The following is a 15,727-nucleotide window of genomic DNA, read 5'->3' as shown; positions in this document are numbered from 1 at the left end:
CGTGCGCAGGGAGGTGACTTCCTGTTTCGCCCGGCTGAAAACCGGCGAGACCCGGAAATTCAGCGGCGCCCCGGCCGGATGGAGGCCCGCCCATGGGGGCGGCGTTCCGGCGCCGGACCCACCCGACCGTCACGGCGGCGAGACAGGCTCACGCGCGGCGTTTAACCCCGCCCTTGCCCAGAAAGCTTGCGTATTGCTCGGCGGCGATGGGCCTCGACCACAGATGGCCCTGACCGAGGTCGATGCCCATCTCTGTCAGGATCGCGCGCTGGGTGTCGTCCTCGACCCCTTCGGCGACGGAGCGGATCCCCATGCCCTTGGCGATCTCGGCAATCGCCGCAACGATGGCCCGGTCGTCGCGCCGAACGCCAAGACCCGCGACGAAGCTGCGGTCGATCTTGACCTCGCTGACCGGGATCTTCTTCAGATGCGACAGCGAGGCGTGCCCGGTGCCGAAATCGTCAAGCGACAGCTCGTAGCCCCGATCTGCCAGCGACTCCAGCACCATAGCCGCCATGTCGGTGCCGCGGCCGATGAAACAGCCCTCGGTGATCTCCAGCAGAAGGTCCTTGCCGTCGATCCCCTGCGCCTCGAACATCGCGATGGTGGCCATGAGGAATTCGGGCGATTTCAGGTCGTCGGGATGGATGTTCAGGGCGACCTTGCCCGGTCTCAGCGCGGCCCGGCGCCAGGTCAGGATATGCCCGGCGATCATCCCGGCGATATGGCGCGAAAGATCGGGCAGCACGCCGCGTTCGGCGGCGATGGACAGAAAACGGTCGGGCGGAATGTTCTCGCCCTCGGCGGTCTTCCAGCGGACCAGCGCCTCGGCACCGACGGCCCGTCCGTCGTGCAGCGAGATCTTGGGCTGATAGGCAATGCTCAGCCGGTCTTCCTTGAGCGCGATGCGCAGGCCCGCCTCGATCTCGTCGCTGGCGATCAGCTGCTGACGGAGCTGGTCGTTGAAGGTGACGCACTGGCCGCGCCCGGTTTCCTTCGCGTGGTTGAGGGCAAGGTCGGCCCGAAGAAGCAGGTCGACCGGATCGGCGGCATCGTCGGGACAGATCGCTGCGCCGAAGGATGCCCCGGGATAGACAACGCCTCCGGTGAGCCGGGCCGGACCATTCAGAACCCTGAGCAGACGTCCCGCAATTGACTGGATCGCGGCCTCGTCCGTGGCGCCTGGCAGCAGGACGCAGAATTCGTCGCCCCCCAGTCGGCCGATCAGATCCCCTTCGGACAGGTTGGCCCGCAGCCGTCGCGACACCTCGGCCAGAAGCTCGTCGCCCACGCCATGCCCGAAAAGGTCGTTCACGTTCTTGAAGCGGTCGAGATCCATCAGAAGCAGCGAGAAACTGCATCCGCCCGCCTGCTGCCTGTCGACGGCCTGACGCAGCCGGTCGTTGAAGGCCTTGCGGTTGAGAAGCCCGGTCACGTCGTCGACATTGGCCAGCAGGAAATTCTCGTCATGCACCCTTTTCAGGCGCGCCACGGCATCCGACAGGGCTGCGACCGAGTCGTCGCGCTGACGCGCGGTTTCGCCTGCCGTGAAGGCGAAATAGGCCAGGAAGCCGCCATATGCCGTGGCGAAGGCGGTCACTGACCAGGCCTGAGCCCAGCCGCCGAAATGGACGGAAAAGATCACTGGCACGAGAATTGTCAGCATATAGGTCAGCGCCGCGACGAAGGCCCGGTGCAGCATGAAAGCCCCGCCCGACAGCATGCCGACGCAGACCAGCAGGACGATCATCGGGTCGCCCGGCCCGTGGGCGGCGAAGACATAGACCACCAGCGCGGCCCAGGGCAGGGCAAGCGAGGCGGATGCGCGGGTCAGGATGCGGGCCGCCCGTCGAGAAACCCGCGACACCCTGCGCCTGGCGGCTTTGCGCGACTTCCGGATCATGGTCAGGCACAGCGCCAGCACCGCGGGCAGCCAGAAAGCCAGGAAGACCGCGTTGCCGTCCTGAAAGGAACTGGCGGCAAAGGCGATTGCGTTGAATGCGGTGACCAGGGCGCCGACCGGCGTTCCGTGGACCACGCTTGCGGCATCCTCGGGGCTTGGATGTTTGGTCAATGCCGACCGGATCGGCGCCAGAACGGAGACCGCCATTTGGCGCATTGCTCCTCAATTCATCGTTCCCCCTTCATTCCCATGGCACGACAGTCGTAAACTCGGTCCCAACTGCGAAAAAAAGAACCGATTCAATCTTATCGGATTGGTCCCATGCCGCGCGATCGGACCGGATGGTTCTGCGGGGGGCAAGGCCGGGGGCGGGCGACGGCTTATCTGCAGGTGCGGAGCCCGATCCCCGCCGGGGACGAAGCTGTGCTATGCTCGCGACGACGACGGTCGAGAAGGAGAGGTTCACATTGCGGTTCAGGTCGCTCTGCGTCGCCCTTGCGGCCGGTGTGGTGGCCGTGCAGGGCGGCCCGTCCCCCTCGCGCGCCGAGACCCCGGAGGTTCCGGCCTGGCTGCAGGCGCATCTGGGCACCGGCGAGGGCCAGATCGCCCCGGTGGTTCTGGACAGGGCGCGCGCGCTCTACCTGGAGAAACTGCGGCAGGGCACGGTGCGCAATCCCTGCTACCTGGCCATGGACGCAACGCGCCCAAGCACCGCGCGCGGCGGCACGCCGGGCCGCCGGTTCTATGTCATCTGCGAAGCCCAGAAGTCCTTTCGCGCGGTGTCGTCGGGTCATGGCAACGGGCGCAAGCTGCGGCGCGCGGATTTCTCGAACGACCGCGACTGCGCACGGCATTTCAGCAATGCCGAAGGGTCCAAGCTGACTGCGGGCGGCCCCTATGTGACCGCCGAAACCCGGACCTCCTTCAAGGGCTATGTCGGTGCGGCGAACCGGCGCGTCCCCTTCTACCGCACGTTTCTGCTGTATGACGGCGAAGGCGAGACGGCGAATGCCCGGGAACGGGCCATTGGCGGACATCCGGCCGTTCTGGTGAGATGGCAGTGCCGGTTCCGGAACCCGGAAAGCACCCATGCCGACGCGGAGGGCTTTGTCCCCTATGGACGACTGGTCAACTATACCGGCGGCCGCAGCAATGGCTGCACCACCTGGTCGGAGACCGCGTCCGAGGAGATTCTCGCGCTGGTCGAGGACGACCCGACCACGCTTTATATCTATCCGGCATCGGGCGATATCGACGCCGTTGCGGCCGCAGTGACGGCCGGCAGATCCTTGTCGCGCGCCGGTCTTTACTGGAATGACACCTGCCTGCGGACCATCCGCGCGCCCCGGTTCTGGCCGAAAGAGACGCTCCGGCCGATCATCGACGACTGGCGCGCGTCCCTGCCGAAACTCGCGCCGCAGGAGCTGCCGATCTGCAAGTGAGGCATTTGCAGGTCCCGCGCCGCCCGGGGTCCGCGGTGCTGGCCGCGTCTCTTCAGGCAAGGCGGGTCAGGCAAGGCGGGTCAGGCAGGGCGGGCGCGTCGCGAGACGGGCAGGGCGGTTCCGGGGCGTGCCAGCATCGAGGCATGACCGGACCGGCCGCCAAAGCGAGTTGATTTGAATTTGTACGGCACCCGGACTATAGGCGAAGATCATGCGCAGCTCTGTTCCTCCCCTTTTTTCGCCATCGCGCCGACCCTCTTCCGGCCGGCCTGCCGCGCCGTTCCTGCCGATGAGCAGGGCCGAGATGGCGGCGCTTGGCTGGGACGAATGCGATGTCATCGTCGTGACCGGCGACGCCTATGTGGATCATCCGAGCTTTGGCATGGCGATCATCGGCCGCCTGCTCGAGGCCCAAGGATACCGCGTCGGCATCATCTCGCAGCCCGACTGGCAATCGGCCGAGCCGTTCAGGGCGCTGGGGCGCCCGCGGCTCTTCTTTGGCGTGACCGGCGGCAATCTCGATTCGATGGTCAACCGCTATACCTCGGACCGCAGGCTGCGCCATGACGACGCCTATACCGCGGGCGGCGAGGGCGGCAAGCGGCCGGACCGCTGCACCATCGTCTACACGCAGCGCTGCCGCGAAGCCTACAAGGACGTGCCGGTGGTGCTGGGCGGCATCGAGGCCTCGTTGCGGCGCATCGCGCATTACGATTACTGGTCCGACAAGGTGCGCCGGTCGATCCTGGCCGATGCCAAGGCCGACCTGCTGCTTTACGGCAATGCCGAGCGCGCCGTCGTCGAGGTCGCGCACCGGCTGGCAGCCGGCGAGGCGGCCCGCGATCTCGACACGATCCGGGGCGTCGCCCTGTTCCGCCCGGTGCCCGCCGAGTGCCAGGAATTGCGGGCCGACGATCTTGCCTCTGCCGATGAGGGCGCCAGCCGCAAGTCCGGCGACACCGTCATCCGGCTGCCATCCTTCGAGGAGGTTACAAGCGACCGCGAGGCCTATGCGCGGGCGTCGCGCGTGCTGCACCGCGAGGCCAATCCGGGCAATGCCCGCCCGCTTGTCCAGCGCCATGGCGACCGCGACCTCTGGCTCAATCCGCCGCCTGTCCCGCTGACCAGTACCGAAATGGATGCGGTCTACGACCTGCCTTACGCGCGCGCGCCGCATCCGTCCTATGGCGATGCCAAGATCCCCGCCTGGGACATGATCAAGTTCTCGGTCACGGTGATGCGCGGCTGCTTCGGCGGCTGCACCTTCTGCTCGATCACCGAACATGAAGGCCGCAAGATCCAGAGCCGGTCCGAGGCCTCGATCCTGCGCGAGATCGAGCATATCCGCGACAAGACCCCGGGATTTTCCGGCGTGATCTCGGATATCGGCGGGCCGACTGCCAACATGTACCGGATGGCCTGCAAGGACCCGAAGGTCGAGGCCGCCTGCCGCCTGCCGTCCTGCGTCTTTCCGGAGATCTGCCCCAATCTCGATACCTCGCATGACGACCTGATCCGGCTGTACCGCAAGGTCCGCGAGGTCGAGGGCGTCAAGAAGGTGATGGTCGCCTCCGGCGTGCGCTACGACCTGGCCGTCCGGAGCCCTGACTATATCAGGGAACTCGTCACCCACCATGTGGGCGGCTATCTCAAGATTGCGCCCGAACATACCGAGCGCGGGCCGCTCGAACTGATGATGAAGCCCGGCATCGGCACCTATGACCGCTTCAAGGAGATGTTCGATGCCGCCGCAAGGGAAGCGGGCAAGAAATATTACCTCATTCCCTATTTCATCGCCGCCCATCCCGGCACCACCGACGAGGACATGCTGAACCTCGCGCTCTGGCTGAAGAAGAACCGCTATCGCGCGGATCAGGTGCAGACCTTCCTGCCGTCGCCCATGGCCACGGCCTCGGCCATGTACCACACCGGCATCAACACGCTGAAAGCCGTGCGCCGGGGCGCCTCCGAACCGGTCGAGACCGTGCGCGGCGGGCGGCAGCGCCGCCTGCACAAGGCCTTTTTGCGCTATCACGACCCCGAAAACTGGCCGCTTCTGCGCGAGGCTCTGAGATCCATGGGGCGTGCGGACCTCATCGGCCCGCGCCCCGATCAGCTTGTGCCCGCGTCTCAGCCGCCCGGAACCGCAAAGACTGCCGCCAAGAAACGTCCCGCGCGCGGCGGCTTCAGGGGGCAGACCTTCACCACCAAGGGCGTGCCGCTGCCCCGGAAATAGGCCGCGCGCTCAGGTGCCGTGGGGCGGGCGGTTCTCGCCCTCCGCGGCTGGCGCGGGATCCTCGCGCCGAAGGACGGCGGCAAAGAAGCCGTCGGTATCGTGGCGCGCGGGGGTCAGCGACAGGTACGCGCCCCCGGCCACAGTCGCCAGCCCGGGCGCCAGTCCGGGCGCGGCCTCGCGCGGCGGCACGACGCGAAACCCGGGATGCGCCGAGAGGAAGGCGGCCACCTGGTCCTCGTTCTCCTCGATCAGCATCGAGCAGGTCGCATAGACCAGCCGGCCGCCGGGTTTCACCAGCCGCGCGGCACTCGCGAGGATCCGGCCCTGCAGCGCCACCAGACCGTCCAGCCCGCGTTCTTCCGGCGCGCGCCAGCGGGCATCGGGATTGCGCCGCCAGGTGCCCGTGCCGCTGCAGGGCGCGTCGACCAGGACGCGATCGAAGCTGCCCTTCTGGCGCTTGACCCAGCGGTCGGTTTCGCTGGTCAGCAGACGGGTTTCGGTATTCTGCACGCCCGCGCGCCGGAGGCGCTCGGCACAGCGTTTCAGGCGGCCTTCGCTGACATCGCAGGCGACAAGGCGGCCCTTGTTGGCCATCTGGGCCGCGATCGCCAGGGTCTTGCCACCGGCCCCGGCGCAGAAATCGGCCACGCGCTCTCCGGGCCGGGCATCGACCAGCAGGGCGACCAGCTGCGAGCCCTCGTCCTGGATCTCGATCTCGCCGGTCCTGAGCCCTTCGAGGCGGGCAAGCGACAGGCGTTCCGGCACCCGGATGCCGTGGGGCGCAAGCCTTGAGGCCTCCGCGTGAAGGCCAAGATCCTTCAGCCCGCCAAGCACGGCCGCGCGCGACGATCTTAGCGGATTGACCCGCAGATCGAGCGGGGGCGGGGTCAGAAGGGCCGCCATCTCTGCCTCGAAGGTCGCCCCGAAGCGCCGCCGAAGGGGGGCTGCCGCCCAGGCCGGGCATTCAAGGCGCACCTCGTCGGGCATGGCCGGATGAACAAGGGTGCAGCCCCGCAATCCGGTCAGAAGCGCGTGCTCTGGCTCGGTCAGCGCGGCGGGCGCGGCCTTCGCCCCATTGAAAAGACGCCTGATCTGGTCGGGCGTCCTGCCCTCGGCGAGCGCGAGCCAGACCAGCATCCGGTCGCGGGGCGCATCGTTGCGCCCGTGCTTGGTCAGCCACCACCCAAGCCGCGCCTGATGACGCAGCAGCGCCTGCATCAGATCGAGGATCGCCCCCCGGTCCCTGTCGCCGATATGGCGCCGGGGGCGCAGCCAGGCCGCGACGACGGCATCGGCGGGGCGCATGGCGCTGTCGATGTCACACAGAAGATCGAGGGCGGCTTGCAGGCGAGCGGCAGGGGTCACGGTCGGACGGTCGGGTTCTAAACGCTAGAGGACGGGTGCGAGAGACGTCTCCGGTCACCGGTCGCACCTCTGGCCAGCCCCGGTGGCCTTGCGGCCCCTACGCAAGCTCATACCGGGAAGATCCGGCCTTGGAAACCGCCCTTCGCGCCGCGCCGAAACCGCGGCACGGGCCGTCCTGCAAGACCCGCCTTCGGCCTCCGGGCCCCGGGTCCCGGGTCCCGGCGACAGGAGGCCCGTCGCAGGCCCGGCCGGACCCGATCCCGTCTACCCGGGGACACGACAGGAACAGCCGGGAAGGGGGCGGCCTGTCCGGGCCGCGGGCTCGGTCATGCTGCGGTGAAGGTCCGCACGAACTCGGTCGCGGGCTTCGCGCGGATCTCGGCCGGTTTGCCCACCTGTTCGATCCGCCCCATCGACATGACGACCACAAGGTCGGCCAGTTCCATCGCCTCTTCCTGATCATGGGTCACGAAGACGGTGGTCAGGCCGGTCGTGTCATGGATTTCGCGCAGGCCCTGGCGCAACTCCTTGCGCACCTTGGCATCGAGCGCGCCGAAGGGCTCGTCCAGCAGCAGCATCCGCGGCTCGATTGCCAGCGCACGGGCCAGTGCCACGCGTTGCCGCTGGCCGCCCGAAAGCTGGTTGGGATAGCGCGCGCCGATGTCGGGCAACTGGATCAGGTCGAGAAGCCGGGTCACGCGTCGGCCGATCTCGGCCTCGGTGGGACGTTCTGTCCGCCGCCGCGCGCGCAGGCCATAGGCCACGTTCTCGAACACGGTCATGTGCCGGAAAAGCGCGTAGTGCTGGAAGACGAAGCCCGCACGGCGATCCTGCACCGAAAGCCCGGTCGCGTCGCCCCCGTCGAACCGCACCCGCCCCGAGGTGGGAAATTCAAGCCCCGCGAGGATGCGCAGAAGCGTCGTCTTGCCCGATCCGGAGGGTCCCAGCAGCGCGACGAGCGCGCCCGAGGGAATGAACAGCGACACCGGATGCAGCGCCCGTTCGGTGCCGAATTCCTTCGCGAGTTCCTCGAGTTCGATATTCATGGGCCGTCCTTTCTCAATGACGCCGCGTGGCTGCCAGCAGATCCGCATGGCGCCATTCGAGCAGGGATTTGAGCAGCAGGGTCAGAAGCGCCAGCATCGCCAGCACCGCGGCCAGCGTGAAGGCCGCGACAGAGAGGTATTCGTTGAAGAACATCTCGATCATGGTCGGCATCGTCGCCGTTTCGCCCCGGATCTTGCCGGACACGACGGCGACCGCGCCGAACTCGCCCATGGCGCGGGCATTGCACAGCAGCACGCCGTACAGCAGCGCCCAGCGGATGTTGGGCAGCGTCACGGTGAAGAAGGTGCGCCAGCCCGACGCGCCCAGCGTCAGCGCGGCTTCCTCCTCGGTGCGGCCCTGTTCGATCATCACCGGGATCAGTTCGCGCGCGACGAAGGGAAAGGTCACGAAAAGCGTGGCCAGCACGATCCCCGGGAAGGCGAAGACGATGCGGATGTCATGGGCCATCAGCCAGGCGCCGAACGACGAGTTCGCCCCGAAAAGCAGCACCAGCATCAGGCCCGCCACGACCGGAGAGACCGAGAACGGAAGATCGATCAGGGTGATCAGGAAAGCCTTGCCGCGGAAGTCGAACTTGGCGATGGCCCAGGCGGCTGCGATGCCGAAGACGGCGTTGAGCGGCACGGCGATGGCGGCGATGCTCAGGGTCATGCGGATTGCCGCCTGCGCATCGGGCAAGGAAAGCGCGGCGATGGCGCCCTGCCAGCCCTCGGCCAGCGCTTCGGCGAAGACCGTCGCAAGCGGCGCGAAGAGAAAGAGCGCCGCGAAGAGGACGGCGAGACCCACCAGAAGCGCCCGGGCAAGCTGCGGTTCGGTCGTTACCGGGACGGGTCGCGAAAGGACGATGTCAGACAAGGCCGATCCTCCGTCTGCTCCAGATCTGGATTGCGTTGATGGCCAGCAGCATGGCGAACGAGATCAGCAGCATGGCGATCCCGATGGCCGCGGCGGCGTCGGAATTGTATTCCTCGAGCCGGATCACGATCAGCAGCGGCGCGATTTCGGTCAGGCCGGGGATGTTGCCCGCGATGAAGATGACCGAGCCGTATTCGCCCACCGACCGCGCCAGCGCGAGGGCGAAGCCGGTCAGCAGCGCGGGCGTCAGCGTCGGCAGGATCACCCGGCGCAGGGTGTGGAACCGGCGGGCGCCCAGCGTGGCGCTGGCCTCCTCGATATCGGGGTCCAGTTCCTCGATCACCGGCTGGACGGTGCGCACCACGAAGGGCAGGCCGATGAAGACAAGCGCCAGCCAGATGCCGGCCTCGGTATAGGCGATCCGAAGGCCGAACGGCGCCAGCGCCTGTCCGAAGGGGCCGTTCGGAGCATAAAGCGCGGTCAGCGCGATGCCCGCGACCGCGGTCGGCAGCGCGAAGGGCAGATCCACCGCGGCGTCGATGAGGCGGCGGCCCCAGAAGCGGTAACGCACCAGCACCCAGGCCAGCACCAGCCCGAAGACCAGGTTGAAAAGCGACGCGATCAGCGCCGCGCGAAACGACAGCGCCAGGGCCGACCAGACCCGGCGCGTGTTCACCATCCCCCACAGCTCTGCCGGGCCGATCATGAGGCCCCGCCCCAGCAGCGCGCCGATGGGAAGCAGGACCACGACGGACAGCATCGCAAGCGCGATCCCGAAGCTCGGCCCGAACCCCGGAAGGGGAGAGGGCGCGCGGAGAAGGGGCGCCTTCATGGCTCAGTCCTCGTAGATCTGGTCGAAGATGCCGCCTTCGCCGAAGTATTTCGGCTGCACCACGGGCCAGCCGCCAAAATCGGCGATGGTGACAAGATCGAGATCGGGGAGGCGCGCGACATCTTCGGGCGCGGCCAGCGACGGGTCCCAGGCGCGGTAGTAGTGGTGCAGCGCCAGCGCCTGTGCCTCGGGGCTGTAGAGATGGTCGAGATAGGCCTCCGCCACCTCGCGCTGGGCGTCCGACGCGATATTTCCGTCGACCAGCGTCACCGGCGGCTCGGCGAGGATCGAGACCGACGGCACCACGATGTCGAAGGCATCGTCGCCGAGGCTTTCAAGGGCGAGGAAGGCTTCGTTCTCCCAGGCCAGCAGCACGTCGCCGATGCCGCGCTGGGTGAAGGTCGTGGTCGATCCGCGCGCGCCGGTATCCAGCACCGGCACGTTGCGATAAAGCGCGCCGACGAAGTCGCGCGGATCGAGGCCGTTGCGCTCGGCATAGGCCCAGGCCGCGAGGAAGTTCCAGCGCGCGCCGCCCGAAGTCTTGGGGTTGGGGGTGATGACCTGCACCCCGTCGGCGACGAGGTCGTCCCAATCCTTGATGCCGCGCGGATTGCCCTCGCGCACGAGGAACACGATGGTCGAGGTATAGGGCGATGAGTTGTGCGGCAGGCGCGATTGCCAGTCGGCCGGGATGCGGCCCGTGCGCTCGGCGATCTGGTCGATATCCGCGGACAGCGCCAGCGTCACCACCGTCGCCTCGAGCCCGTCGATCACGGCCCGGGCCTGCGCGCCCGCACCCCCGTGCGACTGCCGGAGGGTGACCGGCGCGTGGCCCTGCGCGATCCACCAGGCGCTGAAAAGCTCGTTGTAGGCGCGGTAGAATTCCCGCGTCGGGTCGTAGGACACGTTGAGGATCTCGACAGTCTCCTGTGCGGCGGCCGGAAGCGGCCCGCCGACGGCCAGACCGATGGCGGCGGCCCGCAGGATGCCTGTCAGACGGCTGGTGCGCGGCTCGGCCTGAAGGCTTGCGACTTGCGCAGGACCCGCATCGCGTTCGGTCGGGCCGTCGCCGGACCGTCGGCGGAAAGCGCCCTGGGCACACCTGCTTGTGTCGATTTCTATGGGTCGAAACATGTCCGGTCCTCTGCTGGTCCCCGTTGAATTCTGGTGTCAGGCCAGCGGGGCAGAGCGCCTGTCGCGGGGGGTGAAACCGCGCGGTCGCGCCGCCGGTGCCGCCTGACCCCATAATAACGACAGGAATAATCGTGAATAACAAGGAAAGAAGCTCGCTCTTTTCTGTCGTGATTTTGGAAGATCCTTCTCCCGGGAAGGACTGCGGACAGGCGAGGCCCGCGCCGGACCGGGCGCCTTGCCTCGGAGCGGCAGGGGGCGGCGATTCGATCTCATGGTCCGGGCCGGGCGGGCGGTGGGCTCGGCAGAGCGAAGGGATGTGCGGCTTGACGAGTCTCCGAGGGCTCAAGCGGCCGATGGCCGTTTCGAAACTCGGCCGACCTTGCGGACGGGTTTGCGCGCAGGGCGGCGGCAGGCTTCGGGGCTTCTCGGCAGCCACCCGGACGCATCCTCCCCGTTGGCGGGAATCCATGCCCCGGCGTCGACGGCGGCCTTGCAAGAGAACCCCGTCAGCGCCCGGATCGCCGATCCGGTCCAGCAGCGGATCGTTCGTCCCTAGGCATGACCAACCGTGCGACGGACCGACCGGACGTCACAGGCATCGCGGCGTTCTCCGATAAAAGACGATAAACCAAATGGACATTAGGTATAAATTTGGCATGCTCGCATCGACTCGTCAGCTATGGCCGTCCCAGGCCGGAAGGAGGCGCGATGACGTTCGACCGGATCGACCTGAAGATCCTCGATATCCTCCAGCGCGATGCGACCGTGCCGGTTGCCCGTATCGCCGATCAGGTCGGGCTCTCGCAGACCCCCTGCTGGAAGCGCATCCAGAAACACGAGGAGGCTGGCGTGATCCGCGCCCGTGTGGCGCTGCTGGATCCCGACGCGCTTGGGCTGTCGATGACCGTCTTCGTCCTGGTGGAGGCGGTCGAGCATACGCCCGACTGGCGCGCGGGCTTTCTGGCCGTCATCGAGAGACTGGAGGCGGTCCGCGGTGTGTACCGGCTTGCCGGGACCTACGATTTCCTGCTGCGGGTCGTCGTGGCGGACATGCCCGCGTTCGACCGGTTCTATGAGGAGCTGACGGCCGGGGTGCGATTGCGCAGCGTGAACTCGATCTTTGCGCTGGAATGCCTGAGGGCCGAGACGGCCCTGCCGCTGTCCGCCTGCGGGGCGGGGATCGAGGCCCGGTCATAGCCCGAGGGGCACGCTGCCGATCGGTCGCAGCGTCCCGCCAAAAGCGCCTCGGGCCTGGGCATGTCCGAAGGCAGATCCGGTGCCTTCACCGGGACAGGCGCGGAAGACAGGCGCGCGAGGGGCTCAGGCCGCCGGACGACCCCAGAGGTCGTATTCGCCCGCCTCTTCGACCTCCACCGTTACCAGATCGCCCGGCGCGAGCCCCCCGGTGCCCTCGTCGATGAAAAGACTGCCGTCGATTTCGGGGGCATCGGCCTTCGTGCGGCAGGTGGCGATGCCGTCGGCGTCGATCTCGTCGACGATGACCTCGATGCGCTGGCCGACCTTGGCCGCCAGCTTCGCCTCGGAAATGGCCTGGGCCTTTTCCATGAACCGCTCCCAGCGGTCCTGCTTGACCTCGGCGGGCACATGATCGGGCAGGTCGTTGGCCGCCGCCCCTGCGACGTTTTCGTATTGAAAGCAGCCGACCCGGTCCAGTTGCGCCTCGTCGAGCCAGTCCAGCAGGGTCTGGAACTCGGCCTCGGTCTCGCCGGGATAGCCGACGATGAAGGTCGAGCGCAGCGCCAGATCGGGACAGACCGCGCGCCAGGCGGCGATCTCGTCCAGCGTCTTCGCGGCCGCCGCGGGCCGGGCCATGCGTCTCAGCGTGTCCGGGTGGGCGTGCTGGAACGGGATGTCCAGATAGGGCAGGATCAGCCCCTCGGCCATCAGCGGGATCAGCTCGCGCACATGCGGGTAGGGATAGACGTAATGCAGCCGCACCCAGATCCCGAGCGATCCCAGATCGCGCGCCAGATCGGTGATATGCGCCCGGTGGCCCTTTTCGGTCGCGTGCTTCAGGTCCACCCCGTAGGCCGAGGTGTCCTGGCTGATGACCAGAAGCTCCTTCACCCCGGCTTCGGCCAGCTTCCCGGCCTCGCGGAGGACCGCATGGGCCGGGCGGGACGCCAGTCGGCCGCGCATGTCGGGGATGATGCAGAAGCGGCAGTGGTGGTTGCAGCCCTCGGAAATCTTCAGATAGCTGTAATGGCGCGGGGTCAGGCTGACGCCCGAGGCGGGCAACAGGTCGACGAACGGGTCGGGCGCGGGCGGCACCGCGCCATGAACCGCGTCCAGCACCTGTTCGTATTGGTGCGGCCCCGTGACGGCCAGCACCGTCGGATGCGCGCCCGTGATATAGCCCGGCTCGGCGCCCAGACAGCCGGTGACGATCACCCGGCCGTTCTCCTTCAGCGCCTCGCCGATGGCCTCGAGGCTTTCGGCCTTGGCGCTGTCGAGAAAGCCGCAGGTGTTCACGATCACCGCATCGGCGCCCGCGTAATCGGGCGAGATCGCATAGCCCTCGGCCCGAAGCCGGGTCAGGATGCGTTCGCTGTCGACCAGCGCCTTGGGACAGCCGAGCGACACCATGCCGATGGTCGGCTGGCCGGGGCGGGCAGGCATCTCGATCCGGGCGCGGGGCGCCAGGTCGGGACGCAGGTCGGGCGGGTTCGGCGATCTGGGCTGGGACATGGGCGAGCCTATACGCCAGAGCGCCCAATCTGGGAAGCGGTCGCGAAAGCCACCGCCCGATGCCGGAGCGGGTTGTTGCGGGCGTCCGGGCGGCCTAGGCTCGGGTCATGGATTTCATCGTCGGGCGGGGGATATGATGCGCTGGGTGATCCGGGGTCTTCTGGGAGTGGCGGTTCTCATCGGGCTGGCGGTGGCGGCGGTGCTGCTGATGCCCGCGGACCGGGTGGCGCGGCTGGCCGCCGATCAGGTGCAGAAAGCCACCGGGCGCAGCCTGACGGTCGCGGGCGGGGTCCGGCCCTCGCTCTGGCCCGAGATCGGGGTCGAGACCGGCGCCGTCACGCTGGCCAATGCCGACTGGTCCGAGGCCGGGCCGATGCTGTCGGCCGAGGGCCTTGCGGTGGGCATCGATCTGTCAGCACTTCTGCGGGGCGAAATCGCGGTGCGCGAGGTCACGGTGCTGGCGCCGCGCATCTTGCTGGAACGGGCCGCCGACGGGCGGGTCAACTGGGACTTTTCCGCTGGAACGCTGGCGGCGGCCGACCCGGCCGTACCCGACGCCGTGTCCGACGCCGCCCCGGATGCGACCGGGCCGGATGCGGACCAGGGCCCCGGCGCGCTGGCCGGGCTGACCCTTGACCGGGGCGAGATCTCGGATGGCGATCTGGTCTATCTCGATCACGCCAGCGGCGCGCGGACCGAGCTTTCGGGCGTCGATGCCACCATCGCGCTGCCCGACCGGGACGGCCCCGCCGATCTCAAGCTGACGGCGGTGCTGAACGGGCAGGAGATCGGGCTGTCGGCGCGGCTGGGCCATGCCGCCGCGCTGGCGGCGGGGGACCCGACGCGGCTGACGCTCGAAAGTGCGCTGGGCCGGGCCAGCCTTGCCTTCGACGGTCAACTGGACCTTGCGCCCCTTTCGGCCGAGGGCAAGCTTTACGCCGACCTGTCGGATCTGCGGGCGATCTTCGCCGCCGCGGGGGCCACGCCGCCCGATCTGCCGCCCGGTGTCGGCCAGCGGCTGGTGCTGGAGGGGCAGGCGGCCTACACGCCCGAAGGCGCGATCCGTCTCGACCGCGCGAGCCTTCGGCAGGACGGCAATACCCTGACCGGCAACCTGGCCTTCGCGCCCGCCGACCCCCGGCCGCATCTGGAGGCGCAGCTTTCGGCCGGAACGCTGGACCTCACGGCCTTTTCGGTCGGCGGCAGCGGGTCGGCCTCTGCCACGGGCGGGGGCGGTTCATCGGGCGAGGCCAGCAGCGGGGGCTGGTCGACGGCCCCGATCGATGCGGGCTGGCTCGGTGCGCTCGATGCCGAAATCGGGTTCAAGGCCGAGGCCATCAATGCCGGCAAGGTGCGGCTGGGGCCGGTGCGGCTTGACGCGCGGCTGGAAGACCGGCGGCTGGCGGTCGATCTGCACGAGCTGCAGGCCTATGCGGGCAATGTCACCGGCACCGTGGCGGCAAATGGCCGGGAGGGGCTGTCGCTGGCGGGCGATCTCGATATTGCGGGGGTGTCGGTCCAAACGCTGCTGAGCGATTTCGCCGGGTTCGACCGGCTGGTGACCTCGGCCGATCTGCAGGTCGATCTCACGGCCTCGGGCAATTCCGTGTCGGCGCTGATGGGGTCGCTGTCGGGGGGCGGGGCGCTTGGCTTCGGGCAGGGCGAGTTTCGCGGGCTCGATCTGGCGGGGATGCTGGTAAATCTCGACCCGTCCTATATGGGCGCGGGGGCGCGGACGATCTTCGACTCGATTTCGGCGAGCTTCACCATCGACCGGGGCGTTCTGTCGAATTCCGATCTCAGCATCTCGGCGCCGCTGCTGACCGCCAGGGGCAGCGGTCATGTGGGCCTTGCGGCGCGGACGCTTGACTATACCATCGTGCCGACCGCCTTGCCGGGGGCCGAGAGCGGCGGCGTCAGCGTGCCGCTGAGGATCACCGGCCCCTGGGCCGCGCCGAATGTCCGGCTCGATGTCGAGGCCCTGGCCGAGGCACGGCTGAAGCAGGAGCGCGAGGCGCTGGAACAGAAGGCGCGCGAGCGCGCCGCCGAGGAGCTGGGCGCGGGAAGCGACGAAAGCCTCGAGGATGCGGCCCGGCGCCGGTTGGGCGAAGAGGCGTCCAAGGGGTTGCGGAAGCTTTTCGGGGATTGATCGGGGATTGATCGGCCGGACCGCGCGCGCCCCC

General features: G+C 68.3%; 11 protein-coding genes. 4 read left to right on the top strand and 7 right to left on the bottom strand.

The genetic code is table 11. The features are described from left to right. Positions 1–148: 148 nt before the first annotated feature. Positions 149–2,110 carry a putative bifunctional diguanylate cyclase/phosphodiesterase gene (locus tag EV657_RS09990; RefSeq protein WP_134077796.1) on the bottom strand — a complete coding sequence of 654 codons (1,962 nt, stop codon included), beginning with the start codon at positions 2,108–2,110 and terminating at the stop codon, positions 149–151. 221 nt (positions 2,111–2,331) lie between these two features. On the opposite strand from EV657_RS09990, the gene EV657_RS09985 reads away from it, so the two are divergent. Both EV657_RS09985 and EV657_RS09980 read left to right on the top strand, forming a co-directional pair. Continuing rightward, positions 2,332–3,345, top strand: coding sequence for a murein L,D-transpeptidase catalytic domain family protein (locus EV657_RS09985; RefSeq protein WP_243837540.1), 1,014 nt, complete (start codon positions 2,332–2,334; stop codon positions 3,343–3,345). A 289-nt stretch (positions 3,346–3,634) separates the two neighbouring features. Further along, positions 3,635–5,581, top strand: a complete 1,947-nt coding sequence (locus EV657_RS09980) for a YgiQ family radical SAM protein (protein WP_243837538.1) — start codon at positions 3,635–3,637, stop codon at positions 5,579–5,581. 9 nt (positions 5,582–5,590) lie between these two features. Here the strand turns inward: EV657_RS09980 and EV657_RS09975 are convergent, their stop codons facing one another. The 5 genes from EV657_RS09975 to EV657_RS09955 all read right to left on the bottom strand — a co-directional run bounded on the left by EV657_RS09975 (position 5,591) and on the right by EV657_RS09955 (position 10,835). Then, a complete protein-coding gene (locus EV657_RS09975; protein WP_134077794.1) occupies positions 5,591–6,946 on the bottom strand; it encodes an RsmB/NOP family class I SAM-dependent RNA methyltransferase in 1,356 nt (451 codons plus the stop codon). A gap of 326 nt (positions 6,947–7,272) precedes the next feature. Further along, positions 7,273–7,992: a sulfate/molybdate ABC transporter ATP-binding protein gene (locus EV657_RS09970; RefSeq protein WP_075786178.1), complete on the bottom strand. Its 720-nt coding sequence runs from the start codon at positions 7,990–7,992 to the stop codon at positions 7,273–7,275. A 13-nt stretch (positions 7,993–8,005) separates the two neighbouring features. After that, positions 8,006–8,869: a sulfate ABC transporter permease subunit CysW gene (gene cysW, locus EV657_RS09965; RefSeq protein WP_134077793.1), complete on the bottom strand. Its 864-nt coding sequence runs from the start codon at positions 8,867–8,869 to the stop codon at positions 8,006–8,008. Continuing rightward, the gene (gene cysT, locus EV657_RS09960) at positions 8,862–9,701 is read right to left on the bottom strand and encodes a sulfate ABC transporter permease subunit CysT (RefSeq protein WP_134077792.1); all 840 of its coding nucleotides are present in this window, start codon (positions 9,699–9,701) and stop codon (positions 8,862–8,864) included. The genes cysW and cysT overlap by 8 nt, the downstream gene beginning before the upstream one ends. Before the next feature lie 3 nt (positions 9,702–9,704). Continuing rightward, positions 9,705–10,835, bottom strand: coding sequence for a sulfate ABC transporter substrate-binding protein (locus tag EV657_RS09955; protein WP_243837536.1), 1,131 nt, complete (start codon positions 10,833–10,835; stop codon positions 9,705–9,707). A gap of 708 nt (positions 10,836–11,543) precedes the next feature. Between EV657_RS09955 and EV657_RS09950 the strand changes: the two genes are divergently transcribed. Further along, positions 11,544–12,032 (top strand): Lrp/AsnC family transcriptional regulator, encoded by a 489-nt coding sequence (locus EV657_RS09950; protein ID WP_134077791.1) that lies wholly within the window; start codon positions 11,544–11,546, stop codon positions 12,030–12,032. Between the two features lie 123 nt (positions 12,033–12,155). On the opposite strand, the gene rimO is transcribed toward EV657_RS09950, so the two are convergent. Beyond that, on the bottom strand, positions 12,156–13,544 hold the full coding sequence (rimO, locus tag EV657_RS09945) for a 30S ribosomal protein S12 methylthiotransferase RimO (RefSeq protein ID WP_134077790.1): 1,389 nt from the start codon (positions 13,542–13,544) through the stop codon (positions 12,156–12,158). A gap of 136 nt (positions 13,545–13,680) precedes the next feature. Between rimO and EV657_RS09940 the strand changes: the two genes are divergently transcribed. Continuing rightward, positions 13,681–15,693, top strand: a complete 2,013-nt coding sequence (locus EV657_RS09940) for an AsmA family protein (RefSeq protein ID WP_166673683.1) — start codon at positions 13,681–13,683, stop codon at positions 15,691–15,693. Positions 15,694–15,727 lie beyond the last annotated feature (34 nt).

This window comes from Rhodovulum visakhapatnamense, from assembly GCF_004365965.1.
In the GTDB taxonomy this organism is placed as follows: Bacteria; Pseudomonadota; Alphaproteobacteria; order Rhodobacterales; family Rhodobacteraceae; genus Rhodovulum; species Rhodovulum visakhapatnamense.
Note: the sequence above shows the minus strand (reverse complement) of the source record. Positions and strands in the feature narration are given on the sequence as shown.